Below are 13773 nucleotides of genomic sequence, written 5' to 3'. Positions count from 1 at the left end.
GTGCTCGCGTACGCTTCCGACCGATGCTGACCTTCACAGAGGATCTCGGACTCCCCGTCCTCGCGCTGATGATCCTCGCCGCCTTCGCGGCCGGCTGGATCGACGCGGTCGTGGGCGGCGGCGGCCTCCTCCAGCTCCCGGCCCTGCTCCTCGTGCCGGGGATCTCGCCCGTGCAGGCGCTCGCCACGAACAAGCTGGCCTCGATCTTCGGCACGACCACCAGCGCGATCACCTACTACCGGCGCGCGAAGCCCGATCTGCGCACCGCGCTGCCGATGGCGGCGGTCGCCCTCGCGGGCAGCTACGGAGGCGCGACGCTCGCCGGCCTCCTCCCGGCCGCGGTGTTCAAGCCGATCATCGTCGTCGCGCTGATCGTGGTCGCCGTCGTGACGATCGCCCGCCCGGCACTGGGCAGCGTCACGGTGCTCAAGCACGCGGGCCGGCGCCACCTCGTCACGGCGGCCGTGCTGGGACTCCTGATCGGCTTCTACGACGGCCTGATCGGACCGGGCACCGGCACCTTCCTGATCATCGCCCTGATCACCGCGCTGGGCTACGACTTCCTGCTCGCCAGCGCCAAGGCGAAGATCGTCAACGTCGCGACCAACCTCGGCGCCCTGCTCTACTTCGTGCCGGGCGGGCACGTGATCTGGCTGCTGGGCCTCCTGATGGGCGCCGCCAACGTGGCGGGCGCGTACCTCGGCTCGCGGATGGCCGTCGCTCGTGGCAGCCGCTTCATCCGGGTCGCGTTCCTCGTCGTGGTCGGCGCCCTCATCCTCAAGGTCGGCTCCGACGTCTGGACCGAGAACCTGGCGCCGCTGCTGCGCTAGCGCGGGCTGCGGGATTGAGCCGCGGAACGAGGACGGGACCCCCGCCGCAGCAGAAGGTCCCGTCCTCGTTCCGATCGCTCGGCGCTCCGCTCCGCCGACCTCAGCCGAAGGGGATCGAGCCGACCAGCACGCCGACGGCGAGCATGACCAGCGAGACGACGACCGCTCGCCACAGCACCTTGCGGTGGTGGTCGCCGAGGTTCACCGCGGCGAGGGAGACGAGCAGGAGGATCGCCGGGACCAGCGGGCTCTGGAGGTGCACCGGCTGCCCGGTGATGGAGGCGCGCGCCATCTCGACCGGCGAGATGCCGTAGTTCGCCGCGCTCTCGGAGAGCACGGGGAGGATGCCGTAGTAGAACGCGTCGTTCGACATGAAGAAGGTCATCGGGATGCTGAGCACGCCGGTGATCACGGCGAGGAACGGTCCGAGCGCCGGCGGGATCACCGCGACGACCCACTCCGCCATGGCGTCGACCATGCCGGTGCCGTTGAGGACGCCGATCAGCACGCCGGCCGCCAGCACCATCGATACGACGCCCACGATGCTCGGCGCGTGCTTGACGATCTCGGCCGCCTGGTCCTTCATCTTCGGGAAGTTGATCAGGAGGGCGACCGCGGAGCCGACCATGAACACGTAGGGCAGCGGCAGGATGTCGGCGACCAGCAGCGTCATCACCGCGAGGGTCAGGACCAGGTTCACCCAGATCAGCTTCGGGCGCAGCGTCTCGCGCTCGGGGTCGAGCATCGTGTCGGCCATCGCGGTGTCGGCGTCGTCGGCCTGCACGCGGGCGGCGACCGCCACCTGGGCTCCGCGCAGGGCCTGAGGGCCGCGGAGGAAGGAGAAGCGCTCCCGGGCGACGGTGCGGATGCCCCCGGTCAGGGCCGCGAGGCCGCCGGTGCGGGCGCCGCCCGAGCGGGAGGAGGAGCCGCGGCCGGCGCCGACGAGCTCCTGCTCGAGCATCGGCTCGGCCAGCGCGAGCGAGCCGAGGCGGCGGCGCTCGCCGAGCCCGAGGAACCAGGCGAAGACGAGCGTGACGGCCAGGCCCACCGCGAGCGACGGGAGCATCGGCACGAAGATCTCGCTCGGCGAGACCTGGAGGGCCGCGGCGGCGCGCACCGTCGGTCCGCCCCAGGGGACGATGTTGAGCGTGCCGTTGGCCAGGCCCGCGACGCAGGTCAGCACGACCGGGTTCATCCCCAGGCGCAGGTAGATCGGGAGCATCGCGGCGGTGGTGACGATGAAGGTGGTCGAGCCGTCGCCGTCGAGCGAGACCGCGCCGGCGAGCAGCGCCGTGCCGAGCACGACCTTCGCCGGGTCGTCGCCGAGCGCGCGGACGATGAAGCGGATCAGCGGGTCGAAGAGCCCGACGTCGATCATGATCCCGAAGTACATGATCGCGAACATCAGCAGCGCTGCCGTGGGCGCGAGGCTGCCGATCGCCTCGAGGACCATGTCGCCGATGCCGAGGCCGGCGCCCGCGAAGAGGCCGAAGATCGTCGGCACGACGATCAGGGCGACCATCGGCGTCAGCCGCTTGGTCATGATCAGGGCCATAAAGGCCAGGATCATGGTGAAACCGAGTACTACCAACACAGCTGACTCCTTCGTCCAGTGCCTCCGCCCGCGCTCGGCGGGAGAGCCGGCCGGGAGATGGTGGAAACCCTAGGCAGCTCCGTGTCCGGCGCCGGGGTATCGCTCATTACGGCGACATCTGCGCATAGTGTGGCTTCTGCGCATTCTGCGCACGACGACGGCGAGGAGGCCCCGATGCGCTTCGCGACCCACGTCCTGGTCCTGCAGCTCGCCACGGTGTCGGCCGCCGTGCTGGTCTGCGCCGGCCTCGTCACCGCGCTCAGCGTCCAGCAGCTGCGCGGCGAGGCGGAGGGGACGGCGCTCGCCATCGCCCGCACCGTCGCCGAGGACCCCGACGTGCAGGACGCGGTCGCCGCGTCCTCCGCGGTGCCCGGCGCGCCCGCCGCCTCGGAGCTGCGCGGCGGACCGCTCGAGGACGTCGCCGCCGCCGTCGAGCAGCGCACCGGCGCGCTCTTCGTCGTGATCACCGACGACCAGGGCATCCGCCTCGCCCACCCCGACGAGGACCGCCTCGGCGAGCGGGTCTCGACGAGCCCCGACGAGGCGCTCGCCGGGCGCGAGAGCGTCTCGTGGGGCACCGGCACGCTGGGCGAGTCGGCACGGGCCAAGGTCCCGGTCTTCGCCGCGGGGGAGCAGCGGGTCGTCGGGGAGGTCAGCATCGGCTTCGCGCGCTCCAGCGTCTTCACCGACCTGCCGACCGCGCTGCTCGGCGTCCTCGCCGCGGCGCTCGCCGGGCTGGTGCTCGCCGCCGTCGCCTCCGTCTTCATCCGCCACCGCCTGCTGCGCCTGACGCTCGGCCTCGCTCCGGAGGAGCTCACCTCGCTCGTGCAGGACCAGGCCGCCGTGCTCGACGGGGTCGACGAGGGCGTGCTCGCGCTCGACCGCGACGGGCGCGTCGGCGTCTGCAATGCGCGGGCCGCCGCGATCCTCGGCTCCGACGATCCGACCGGGCGGGCGCTGCACGGGCGGCCGCTCGCGGAGCTCGACCTGCCCGTTCCGCTGGCCGACGCGATCGGCGCCGCGCTGGACTCCGTCGAGCCGCCCCGCCCCGGAGGCGAGGAGGGCTTCGTCGTCCGTTCCCGCATCGTCTACGTCGACATCCGCCGGGTGACCCGCGGCGACCGCGACCTGGGCGTGGTGGTGGTGCTGCGCGACCGCACCGACCTCGCCGCGCTGAGCCGGCGCCTCGACGCGGTCGGCGCGATGACCAACGCGCTCCGGGTGCAGCGGCACGAGTTCGCCAACCGCCTGCACGTGGTCGCGGGCCTGCTGGATGCGGGGCGGACCGCTTCGGCGCGCGACTACCTCGACGAGGTGCTGACCCGCGGCCCGCTCAAGTACCCGGTGCAGCACGCCGACCGGCTGCAGGAGCCGTACCTCCAGGCGCTCGTCGGGGCGAAGGGGATCGAGGCGGCCGAGCGCGGTGTGCTGCTGACGCTCGGCGAGGAGACGCTGGTGCGCGGCACCGTCGTCGAGCCGGAGGACGTCGCCACGGTGGTCGGGAACCTGGTCGACAACGCGGTGCGCGCGGCGGTCGAGGGGCGGCGCGACGTGCGCTTCGTCGAGGTCGAGCTGCTCGACGACGGCGACGCGCTCTTCGTGACGGTCGCCGACTCCGGCGACGGAGTGCTCGATCCGGACTCGCTGTTCGACCGGGCCGGCGCGGGCGACCCCGTCGAGGACGACGGACGCGTGCACGGTCGGGGCTTCGGCCTGCCGCTGTGCCGTGAGGTGGCCGCCCGGCGCGGCGGCGAGGTCTGGCTGGCGGACGCCGGCGGAGCGGAGTCGGGGGCCGTGCTGTGCGCGCGCCTCCCCGGAGCGGTGCTGCCGCCGGAGCAGGACGGGGACGGGTCATGAGCGCGGACACGGCGCGGGAGCGCACGGTGCTGGTGGTCGACGACGACTTCCGGGTCGCCCAGCTGCACGCGGACCTGGTCGAGGCGCGGCAGGGGCTGACGGCCCTTCCTCCGGTGCACACGGCGCGCGCGGCGCGGGCGGCCGTCGCCGAGCACGCGCCCGATCTGCTGCTGCTCGACGTGCACCTGCCGGATCAGAGCGGGATCGCGCTGCTCCGCGAGCTCGACACCGACGCGTTTGTCGTCAGCGCCGCCTCCGACGGGGCGACGGTGCGGCGCGCCCTGCACGCGGGGGCGCTCGGGTACCTCATCAAGCCGTTCGAGGCGCGCCTGCTCGGCGAGCGCCTCGACGCGTACGTGCGGTTCCGGAACGTGCTGCGGGAGGACCGCGCGGCCGATCAGGAGGCGGTGGAGCGGGCGCTGCGCATCCTGCACTCGGGCGACGCGACCGCCGCGCAGCCCTCGCGCTCGGCGACCGAGCAGCTCGTCCTGGCGCGCCTGGCCGAGTCGGGCGCCGAGCTGTCGGCCCTCGAGGTGGCCGAGCGCGCCGGCATCTCGCGCGCCACCGCCCAGCGCTACCTCTCGGGTCTCGCGGGCCGCGGCCTCGTCGAGATGACCCTCAGCTACGGCACCACCGGCCGCCCGGAGCACCGCTACCGCGCCCGCTGACCCTCCGCGAGCGGAGTCCGCGATCGAGCCGGCGGGACGTTCTCGGCGGTCGGGACCCGCTCTCAGGGGACCTGAGCGCCTAGGGGAGCTGACTGCGGAGCACCGGCGTGCGGTGCTCGGTCGAGCCGAACGGGGGATCCGCGTGTCAGCGGATCCTCCTAGGCGGTCGGGACCCGCTCTCGGGAACCCGACCGCCCGTGGGAGCCGACTGCGGTGCGCCGCCCTGCGGCGCACGAGACGGCCCGTCGAACGAGCGATCCGCGTGTCAGCGGATCGTTCTAGGCGGTCGGGACCCGCTCTCGGGAAACCGACCGCCTAGGAGAGCCGACTGCGGTGCGCCGCTCCGCGGCGGTCGGTCGAGCCGAACGGGGGATCCGCGTGTCAGCGGATCGTCCTAGGCGGTCCGGACCCGCTCTCCGGGACCCGACCGCCTAGGGGAGCCGACCGCGGTGCGCCGCTCCGCGGCGCACAGGACGACTCAGTGCGTCGCGTCGACGTCCGCGCCCGCGGCCTCGGCCACGCGGCGGCGCTCGGCGGCCTCGGCGGCCATGCGGCGGCCCTTGGGGCTGACGAGGGAGGCGATCACCGTGATCACGAGGACGCCGATGATGACCGAGAGCGACAGTCCGGTGCCGATCTCGAAGACCTCCACGTGCTCGCCGTTGTTGATGAACGGCAGGTTGTTCTCGTGGAGCGCGTGCAGGATCAGCTTCACGCCGATGAAGGCGAGGATCGCGGCGAGACCGATGCTGAGGTAGACGAGGCGGTCGAGCAGACCGTCGATGAGGAAGTACAGCTGGCGCAGGCCCAGAAGCGAGAACGCGGTCGCCGTGAAGACGAGGTACACGTCGCTGGTGAGGCCGAAGATCGCCGGCACGCTGTCGAGGGCGAACAGGATGTCCGTTCCGCCGATCGCCGCCATGACGAGGATCATCGGCGTGAGGACCTTCTTGCCGTCGATGTGCGTGTAGAACTTGTCGCCGTCGTACTGGTCGCTCGTCTTGAAGATCCGCTTGGCCAGGCGCACCATCACGTTGTCGCTGGAGTGGTCGTCGCCCGGCTTGACCAGGTTGAACGCGGTCAGCAGGAGGATCAGGCCGAAGATGTAGAAGACCCAGGCGAACGAGTTGATCAGTGCGGCGCCGAGGAAGATGAAGCCGGTGCGGGCGATCAGCGCGAAGACGATGCCGAAGAGGAGCACCTTCTGCTGGTCGGCGCGGGGCACCTTGAAGCTCGCCATGATGATGAGGAAGACGAACAGGTTGTCGACCGAGAGGGCCTTCTCGGTGATGTACCCCGCGAAGTACTCCGATCCGGGCGTCGCTCCGCCGAAGACGAGGACGCCGAGCCCGAAGAGCACGGCGATGCCGACGTAGAGCGCCGACCAGATCGACGACTCCTTCAGCGTGGGCTCGTGGGCCTTCCGGACGTGGAAGAAGAAGTCGAAGAGCAGGAGCAGGACGATGAAGACGATCGTCAGGGTCCAGATCAGGGGCGATACGGTCATGAAGGGGCTGGCCTCGCTCGTGAAGGGGGGGTCGGGGGACGGTCGCGGGGGTCGCTCGTCAAGGGAAAAGGTAGCGAGGCACCGTGACGAGCAGGGTGCCCGCCGATGGATCGTGAGTATCTTCTCAGTTCTCCGCGCGTCCCTCGCGCCCAGCGGCCGGAGCGCCACACTGGTCACCATGACCGGCGCCGCTGTCGACAGGACCTTCCAGGACGCCTCCGGCGTCGTCATCCACTACCGCTGGTGGCCGCACCCCTCGCCCCGCGCGATCGTGCAGCTGGCCCACGGGGTCGGCGAGCACTCGGGGCGCTACGTCGAGCTGGCGGAGGCGCTGGTCGCCGCCGGGTACGCGGTCGCGGCGGACGACCACCGCGGGCACGGCCGGACCGGCCTCGAGCAGCACGGCGGCGACTCCTCCCGGCTCGGACTGCTGGGGCCGGGCGGCCTGCGCGCGACCGAGGCGGCGATCCTCCGGCTGACGGAGCTGCTCGCGGAGGAGAGCCCCGGCGTGCCGATCGTGCTGCTCGGCCACTCGTGGGGGTCGCTCATGGCGCAGCGGATCGTCGACCACCACTCCGGCGCCTACGCCGCGCTCGTGCTGAGCGGCACGGCCTACCGCCTCCCCGGGCACATGAACGCGGGCGACCTGGCGAAGCGGCACCGCGTCGCCGGCGGCCTCGGCCTCGAGTGGCTCTCCCGCGACCCGGAGGTCTGGCAGCGGTTCCACGACGACCCCCTCACCTTCACCACGCCGCTCGCGAAGCGGATCGGGCTGGTCGAGACCCTGCGGCTGGTCGGCCGCCCGAAGCGCGGGCCCGAGCATCCGCTGCCCCTGCTGCTGGTCGTGGGCGCCGACGACACCCTCGGCGGCGAGCGGTCGGTGCGCGCGCTCGCCCAGGCCTACCGGCGGCGGGCCGGGTACACGGACGTCTCGGTGCGGGTGTACCCGGAGGCGCGGCACGAGCTGTTCCAGGAGCTCAACCGGGCCGAGGTCACGGCCGATCTCGTGGAGTGGCTGGGCGAGCGCTTCCCCGCCCCGGCTCGCGCCTAGGCTGGCGTCATGCATGGCGAGTACAAGGTCCCCGGCGGAAAGCTCGTGGTCGTCGACCTCGACGTGGTCGACGGGAGGTTCGCCGGGTTCCGCCTGGCGGGCGACTTCTTCCTCGAGCCCGACACGGCCCTCGACGACATCGACCGCGCGGTCGTGGGCCTCCCGGCCGAGACGGACGCGAAGTCCATCGCCGCCGCCATCCGGCAGGCGCTCCCGGCCGACGCGGTCCTGCTCGGCTTCACGCCCGAGGCCGTCGCGGTCGCCATCCGCCGCTCGCTGCAGAAGGCGACCAGCTGGCGCGACTACGACTGGCGCATCGTGCACGACCGGGCCGTCCCTCCCGCGACCCACCTGGCGCTCGACGAGGTGCTGACCGCCGCGGTCGGCGAGGGCCGCCGGGAGCCGACGCTGCGGATCTGGGAGTGGGACCAGCCCGCCGTCGTCATCGGCAGCTTCCAGTCGCTCCGCAACGAGGTCGACCTCGACAACGCGGCGAAGTACGGCGTCGACGTGGTCCGCCGCATCTCGGGCGGCGGCGCGATGTTCATGGAGGCGGGCAGCGTCGTCACGTACTCGCTATACGTCCCCGGCGACCTCGTCCAGGGGCTGACCTTCGCCGACTCCTACGCCTTCCTCGACGAGTGGGCCGTCAGCGCGCTGCAGTCGCTCGGGATCGACGCGGTCTACCAGCCGCTCAACGACATCACCTCGCCCTCGGGCAAGATCGGCGGCGCCGCGCAGAAGCGCCTGGGCTCCGGCGCCGTCCTCCACCACGTGACCATGAGCTACGACATCGACGCCGAGAAGATGGTGCAGGTGCTGCGGATCGGCCGCGAGAAGCTCTCGGACAAGGGCATCGCCTCCGCCGTGAAGCGCGTCGACCCGCTGCGCAGCCAGACCGGGCTCAGCCGAGCCGAGATCATCGAGCGGATGAAGGCGACCTTCGTGCAGCTGCACGGCGGCGAGGCGGGGACGCTGACCGAGGAGGAGTACGCGGCGGCGGAGGAGCTGGTGCGGACGAAGTACTCGACTCCGGAGTGGCTGCGGCGCGTCCCCTGACCGGCGGGTCCGGGGCGGCGGTCGCCGGCGCGTGGACCCGGAGCGGAACGCGGCGGACCGGTCCGGCGGGCGCCCCTCAGCTCGCGAGGAGCTCCTGGTAGTCCGGGTGCTCGGCGATGAACTCGGCGACGAACGGGCAGGCCGGGACGATGCGCCCGCCGAAGCGCTCGTGCGCGTCGTCGAGGGCCGCCTCGACGAGGGTCTCGCCGAGGCCCTCGTGGCGGTGCTCGGGCGCGATCTCGGTGTGGAGGAAGACCACGTCGCGGCCGCGGACGGCGTAGTCCGCGACTCCGACGGTCTCGCCGTCGAGCCAGAGCGTGTAGCGGGACGAGTCCTCGTCGTGGCGCACCTCGGAGATCATCGCGCCACTCTACGCCGGAGCCTCCCCGGCATCCGTCGAGCGCGGGCGCGAGGCGCGGAGCGTGTCGCCGGGCTCGCGCGCACTGGCACAATTGCCGGGTGCCCAGGACGATCCAGATCGCGGACGGCGTCCCGGAGTCGCGGAGCGCGGTGTTCCACGCCGACAACCTCGAGGTCCTGCCGCAGCTGGCCGACGGCGCTTTCACCGTCGTCTACCTCGACCCGCCGTTCAACACGGGCCGGGCGCAGGTGCGCACCTCGACCACCTCGGTGCGCTCCACCACCGGCACGATCGCCGGCTTCAAGGGGCGCAGCTACGAGCGGATCCGCGGCGACCTGCTCCGCTACGACGACCGCTTCGACGACTACTGGTCGTTCCTCGAGCCGCGTCTGGCCGAGGCGTGGCGGCTCCTCGCCGACGACGGCACCCTCTACCTCCACCTCGACTACCGCGAGGCGCACTACGCGAAGGTGCTGCTCGACGCGCTCTTCGGCCGCGAGTGCTTCCTCAACGAGATCATCTGGGCCTACGACTACGGAGCGAAGGCCACGCGCCGCTGGCCGACCAAGCACGACACGATCCTCGTCTACGTGAAGGACCCGCGCGGCTACCATTTCGACTCCGCCGCTGTGGACCGCGAGCCGTACATGGCCCCGGGCCTGGTGACCCCCGAGAAGGCCGAGCGCGGCAAGCGGCCGACCGACGTGTGGTGGCACACGATCGTCTCGCCGACAGGCCGCGAGAAGACCGGGTACCCGACGCAGAAGCCGGAGGGGATCCTCCGCCGCATCGTGCAGGCGTCCAGCCGCGAGGGCGACGCCGTCCTCGACTTCTTCGCCGGCTCCGGCACGACCGGCGCCGTCGCGCACGCTCTCGGCCGCCGCTTCGTCCTCGTCGACGAGCACGCCGACGCGGTCGCCGTCATGCGCCGCCGCTTCGCCGCCCTCGACCCGGCGCCGCTCTTCCTCTGACGCGGGCGCTCGCGACTCCTCAGACGTCGCCGTCCTCGCTCGCCACCCCCGCGACTCCTGCGCACCGGCCGGCTCCCACTGTTCAGAAGGTGTCGCACTCGACATCGATCGCTCCGACTGTCCAGGAGTTGTCGCACTCGACGCCGACTGCGACAACTCCTGGACAGTCGTGGTGGGAGGCGCGCCTCCCCAGGTGCGGGATCAGGGGTTCGTCCACAGAATGCGGATCGCGGGAGTCGGAAGAGGATCACGGACCGCCAGAATCGCGGCATGTCCAGCACCGACCTCGGAGCCTTCACCCGGCGAGCGGCACTCCGCGCAGGGGTGACGGACGCCCGACTGCGCACTCCCGCCCTGGCCAGCCCCTTCCACGGAGTGCGCACCCGGGTGGCGCCCGTGACGCACCTGGAACGAGCCGCCGCCTACCTGCCGCGGCTGCGGCCCTGGCAGCTCTTCTCCCACCTGACCGCGGCCGAAGCCTGGGGAGTGCCGCTCCCGGCGCGACCTGGCGAGGACGATCCGATCCACGTGGCGGCGACGACGCCGCACCGGCCCCCCAGGACCCGGGGTGTGATCGGCCACACCCTCACGGAGACGGACAGGGTCGAGCGGCACGGCCTGCCGGTGACGGGAGCGGTGTCGACGTGGATCGCGCTCGCGCCACTGCTGTCCGCCCGCGATCTCCTCGCGGCGACGGACCACCTCCTGTTCGAGCCGCGCTACCCGCGCCGGGACGATCCGCGTCCCCATGTCCGGCTTCACGAGCTGCAGGACCGCCTGGCCTCCCATCGGGGCCGGGGCCGACGCGGCCTGGCTGAGGTTCTGCGGCTGGCATCGACCGGAGCCGCCTCTCGGAGGGAGACCTGGCTCCGCGCTCTCGTCGAGGAGGCGGGACTGCCCGCGCCCGACGTGAACGCCGAGATCAGGATCGGCGGCCGACTGCTCGCGGTCGGCGATCTGGTCTTCGAACGGTGGAAGGTGGTGGCGGAGTACGACGGCGGCCAGCACCGGACGGACGACGCGCAGTTCTCACGCGATCGTGAACGGCTCCTGGCCCTGCACCTCGCGGGCTGGATCGTCGTGGTCGTCCGCGCGGAGGGTCTGACCCGGGGCAGGGCGCGCACGATCGCCGAGCTCCGTGCCGCTCTCGTGGCCCACGGCTGGCGACCGTGATGCACCCCGTCGACGAATCGACCCGCTCGTCCATCCCCGCCCCGCCGCCCGCGTCCGCCTCACCGTCCGGATCCGTTCGCCCGTCCGCATCCGATCGAGCACGCGGAGTTCTCCGACTGTCCAGGAGTGGTCGCACTCGGCGTCGACTGCGACGACTCCTGGACAGTCGCGGGCCGGGGTCAGCTGCTGGCGCGGACGACCAGCGACGTCGGCATCAGCGTGCGGTGCTCCACGGGGAGCCCCTCGATGCGGGCGGTCAGCAGCTCCACCATGCGGGCGCCGAGCTCGTCGGGGAGCTGGCGAACGGTGGTCAGCGCGGGGACGGCGTTCCGCGCGAAGAGATCGTCGTCGAAGCCCACGACGGACACGTCCTCGGGGATCCGGCGGCCGGTCTCGCGGAGTGCGGCGTAGGCACCCACCGCCATCTGGTCGTTCGCGGCGAAGACGCCGTCCAGGTCGGGGTCGCGGTCGAGGAGGCGGCGCATCGCCTCTGTGCCGCTGGCCGGCGAGAAGTCTCCCCACTCGACGAGGTCGTCGGCGAGGCCGGCGTCGGTGAGTGCGCCGCGCCAGCCGATCAGGCGGTCGACGCCCGGCGGCATGTCGGCGGGGCCCGCGATGGTGGCGATCCGGCGCCGGCCGCGCTCGATGAGGTGCGCGGTGGCGACGGCCGCCCCCTCCGTGTTGTCCACGTCCACGAAGTAGGAGCCGCGCTCGTCCGGCGAGAGCGGCCGGCCGCCGAAGACGATCGGCAGCGTGCCCGAGAGCGCCGCGTAGGAGTGGTCGCCTGAGTGGTGCGAGACCACGAGTGCACCGTCGACGTTGCCGCCGAGCAGGTACCGCCGCGTCTTCTCGCCGTCCGTCTCGGACGCGATCAGCATCGAGAGCGTGTAGTCCGTGTCGGCCAGGCGCATCGCGGCGCCCTGCACGATCGAGGCGAAGAACGGGTCCGCGAAGACGCGCGCGGTCGACTCCGGCACGATCAGCGCGATCGACTGCGTGCGCCGCGAGGCGAGCATCCGCGCCGCGTGATTGGGCACGTAGTCGAGCTCGCCGATCGCCTTCTCGACGGCGGCCACGATCTCGGCCGCCACCTGCGGGGCGCCGTTGACCACCCGCGAGACCGTCGCGCGCGAGACTCCGGCCCGCGCCGCGACCATCTCGAGGGTGGGGGAGCGGCCCCCGCCGCGGACGCCCGTCGGCTCGCTCACGGGTCAGTCCAGGATCGCCGCGGCGCTGCCGCCGAGCAGTCGGGAGTAGACCAGGCCCGAGTCCTTCACGATCCGCTCCTGCGTGTCGTAGTCGACGCGCACGATGCCGAAGCGCTTCTCGTAGCCCCAGGCCCACTCGTAGTTGTCGAGGAGGGACCAGACGAAGTAGCCGCGGACGTCGGCGCCCTGGTCGATCGCGTCGGCGACCTTCTCGACGTGGTCGAGCACGTACTGCGTGCGGTCCGCGTCGTGCACGCGGCCGTCCTCGACGACGTCGTCGTAGGCGGCGCCGTTCTCGGTCACGTAGAGCGGAGGGAGGTTCTCGTACTCCAGGCCCAGGCGGGTCAGCAGGTAGCGCAGCCCGTCGGGGTTCACCTCCCAGTCCATCGCGGTGCGCGGCAGACCGCGCGACGGGAAGGTGATGAACTCGGAGCCGACCCAGGGGGAGCCGACCTCGCGGTCGGTCGCCTGGGCGAAGTCGTCGGCTCCGGCCGGCAGCGGATGCGCCGAGACGTTGTCGTCGTGGTAGTGGTTCACGCCGAGGAAGTCGAGCGGGAGCGAGATGAGATCGAGGTCGCCGTCGACGATCAGCTCGTCGAGCCCGAGCCCTTCGACGTCCTCGAGCAGGTCCTCGGGGTACTCGCCGCGCAGCAGCGGGTCGAGGAAGATCCGGTTCTGGAGGGCGTCGAAGCGGCGTGCGGCGTCGAGGTCGGCCTCGTCCTCGGGGTCGTCGGGGACGGCGTTCGAGAGGTTGAGCGTGATGCCCAGGTTCTGCGCGCCGAGCTGCCGGAGCGTCGAGACGGCCAGCCCGTGGGCGAGGTGCGTGTGGTGCACGGCGGCGAGGGCCTTCTGCTGCGAGATCACGCCGGGGGCGTGCACGCCCGCGCCGTAGGAGAGCAGGGTCGAGCAGAACGGCTCGTTGAACGTCGTCCAGTGCTGCACCCGGTCGCCGAGGCTCTCGTAGACGGCCTCGGCGTAGTCCCGGAAGCGCTCGGCGGTGTCGCGGTTCGCCCAGCCGCCGGTCTCCTCGACGGCCTGCGGGAGGTCCCAGTGGTAGAGGGTGAGCCACGGCAGCACGCCGGCGCCGAGCAGCTCGTCGACCAGGCGGGAGTAGAAGTCGAGGCCCTCGGGGTTCACCGCGCGGTCGCCCGGCTTGACGCGCGCCCAGCTGACCGAGAAGCGGTAGGAGCCGAGCCCCAGCTCCTTCATCAGCCGCACGTCCGCGGGCATCCGGTGGTAGTGGTCCACCGCGACCTCGGGGGTGTCGCCCTTCGCGACCGCTCCGGGGACGCGGGAGAACGCGTCCCAGATGCTGTCCTCCTTGCCGCCCTCGTGGCCGGCGCCCTCGATCTGGGCGGCGGCGGTCGCGGATCCCCAGAGGAAGCCGGCGGGCCAGTGAGCCACGGCAGCACGCCGGCGCCGAGCAGCTCGTCGACCAGGCGGGAGTAGAAGTCGAGGCCCTCGGGGTTCACCGCGCGGTCGCCCGGCTTGACG

At 72.3% G+C, this 13773-nt stretch carries 12 protein-coding genes; 7 read left to right on the top strand and 5 right to left on the bottom strand.

All coding sequences use genetic code 11. The annotated features are described in order from the left end of the window. Window positions 1-23 precede the first annotated feature (23 nt). Window positions 24-830 (top strand): TSUP family transporter, encoded by an 807-nt coding sequence (locus C5D09_RS15250; RefSeq protein WP_104223862.1) that lies wholly within the window; start codon window positions 24-26, stop codon window positions 828-830. A gap of 100 nt (window positions 831-930) precedes the next feature. On the opposite strand, the gene C5D09_RS15245 is transcribed toward C5D09_RS15250, so the two are convergent. Next, complete coding sequence (locus C5D09_RS15245) at window positions 931-2400, bottom strand: CitMHS family transporter (protein WP_104233156.1); 1470 nt, start codon at window positions 2398-2400, stop codon at window positions 931-933. A 198-nt stretch (window positions 2401-2598) separates the two neighbouring features. Here C5D09_RS15245 and C5D09_RS15240 point away from each other — a divergent pair, with 198 nt between their 5' ends. Then, window positions 2599-4281, top strand: coding sequence for a sensor histidine kinase (locus C5D09_RS15240; protein WP_104269680.1), 1683 nt, complete (start codon window positions 2599-2601; stop codon window positions 4279-4281). Then, window positions 4278-4949: a response regulator gene (locus C5D09_RS15235; protein WP_104223865.1), complete on the top strand. Its 672-nt coding sequence runs from the start codon at window positions 4278-4280 to the stop codon at window positions 4947-4949. The genes C5D09_RS15240 and C5D09_RS15235 overlap by 4 nt, the downstream gene beginning before the upstream one ends. Before the next feature lie 478 nt (window positions 4950-5427). Here the strand turns inward: C5D09_RS15235 and C5D09_RS15230 are convergent, their stop codons facing one another. Then, window positions 5428-6456: a TerC family protein gene (locus tag C5D09_RS15230; RefSeq protein WP_104223866.1), complete on the bottom strand. Its 1029-nt coding sequence runs from the start codon at window positions 6454-6456 to the stop codon at window positions 5428-5430. 178 nt (window positions 6457-6634) lie between these two features. Here C5D09_RS15230 and C5D09_RS15225 point away from each other — a divergent pair, with 178 nt between their 5' ends. Next, window positions 6635-7507 carry an alpha/beta fold hydrolase gene (locus C5D09_RS15225; protein WP_104233159.1) on the top strand — a complete coding sequence of 291 codons (873 nt, stop codon included), beginning with the start codon at window positions 6635-6637 and terminating at the stop codon, window positions 7505-7507. A gap of 9 nt (window positions 7508-7516) precedes the next feature. Then, window positions 7517-8566 carry a biotin/lipoate A/B protein ligase family protein gene (locus tag C5D09_RS15220; protein ID WP_104225162.1) on the top strand — a complete coding sequence of 350 codons (1050 nt, stop codon included), beginning with the start codon at window positions 7517-7519 and terminating at the stop codon, window positions 8564-8566. 76 nt (window positions 8567-8642) lie between these two features. On the opposite strand, the gene C5D09_RS15215 is transcribed toward C5D09_RS15220, so the two are convergent. Beyond that, complete coding sequence (locus C5D09_RS15215; RefSeq protein ID WP_104233160.1) at window positions 8643-8927, bottom strand: GNAT family N-acetyltransferase; 285 nt, start codon at window positions 8925-8927, stop codon at window positions 8643-8645. Between the two features lie 98 nt (window positions 8928-9025). Between C5D09_RS15215 and C5D09_RS15210 the strand changes: the two genes are divergently transcribed. Both C5D09_RS15210 and C5D09_RS15205 read left to right on the top strand, forming a co-directional pair. Next, the gene (locus C5D09_RS15210; protein ID WP_104225160.1) at window positions 9026-9898 is read left to right on the top strand and encodes a site-specific DNA-methyltransferase; all 873 of its coding nucleotides are present in this window, start codon (window positions 9026-9028) and stop codon (window positions 9896-9898) included. Between the two features lie 270 nt (window positions 9899-10168). Next, window positions 10169-11071: a hypothetical protein gene (locus tag C5D09_RS15205; RefSeq protein ID WP_104269679.1), complete on the top strand. Its 903-nt coding sequence runs from the start codon at window positions 10169-10171 to the stop codon at window positions 11069-11071. Window positions 11072-11250: 179 nt separating this feature from the next. Here C5D09_RS15205 and C5D09_RS15200 read toward each other — a convergent pair whose 3' ends face one another. Both C5D09_RS15200 and C5D09_RS15195 read right to left on the bottom strand, forming a co-directional pair. Next, window positions 11251-12228: a LacI family DNA-binding transcriptional regulator gene (locus tag C5D09_RS15200; protein ID WP_104246966.1), complete on the bottom strand. Its 978-nt coding sequence runs from the start codon at window positions 12226-12228 to the stop codon at window positions 11251-11253. 54 nt (window positions 12229-12282) lie between these two features. Further along, window positions 12283-13683, bottom strand: a complete 1401-nt coding sequence (locus C5D09_RS15195) for a GH1 family beta-glucosidase (RefSeq protein WP_104269678.1) — start codon at window positions 13681-13683, stop codon at window positions 12283-12285. Between the last annotated feature and the right edge of the window lie 90 nt (window positions 13684-13773).

Source organism: Rathayibacter sp. AY1C9 (assembly GCF_002932315.1).
In the GTDB taxonomy this organism is placed as follows: Bacteria; Actinomycetota; Actinomycetes; order Actinomycetales; family Microbacteriaceae; genus Rathayibacter.
This window is presented reverse-complemented; position numbering and strand designations above follow the sequence as displayed.

Excerpts from the sequence above, each read along its gene's own strand:
- C5D09_RS15205 (WP_104269679.1), top strand. The coding sequence starts at position 10,169 with ATGTCCAGCACCGACCTCGGAGCCTTCACCCGGCGAGCGGCACTCCGC.
- C5D09_RS15250 (WP_104223862.1), top strand. The coding sequence starts at position 24 with ATGCTGACCTTCACAGAGGATCTCGGACTCCCCGTCCTCGCGCTGATG.
- C5D09_RS15200 (WP_104246966.1), bottom strand. The coding sequence starts at position 12,228 with ATGGTCGCGGCGCGGGCCGGAGTCTCGCGCGCGACGGTCTCGCGGGTG.
- C5D09_RS15230 (WP_104223866.1), bottom strand. The coding sequence starts at position 6,456 with ATGACCGTATCGCCCCTGATCTGGACCCTGACGATCGTCTTCATCGTC.
- C5D09_RS15215 (WP_104233160.1), bottom strand. The coding sequence starts at position 8,927 with ATGATCTCCGAGGTGCGCCACGACGAGGACTCGTCCCGCTACACGCTC.
- C5D09_RS15240 (WP_104269680.1), top strand. The coding sequence starts at position 2,599 with ATGCGCTTCGCGACCCACGTCCTGGTCCTGCAGCTCGCCACGGTGTCG.
- C5D09_RS15245 (WP_104233156.1), bottom strand. The coding sequence starts at position 2,400 with ATGATCCTGGCCTTTATGGCCCTGATCATGACCAAGCGGCTGACGCCG.
- C5D09_RS15225 (WP_104233159.1), top strand. The coding sequence starts at position 6,635 with ATGACCGGCGCCGCTGTCGACAGGACCTTCCAGGACGCCTCCGGCGTC.
- C5D09_RS15220 (WP_104225162.1), top strand. The coding sequence starts at position 7,517 with ATGCATGGCGAGTACAAGGTCCCCGGCGGAAAGCTCGTGGTCGTCGAC.
- C5D09_RS15235 (WP_104223865.1), top strand. The coding sequence starts at position 4,278 with ATGAGCGCGGACACGGCGCGGGAGCGCACGGTGCTGGTGGTCGACGAC.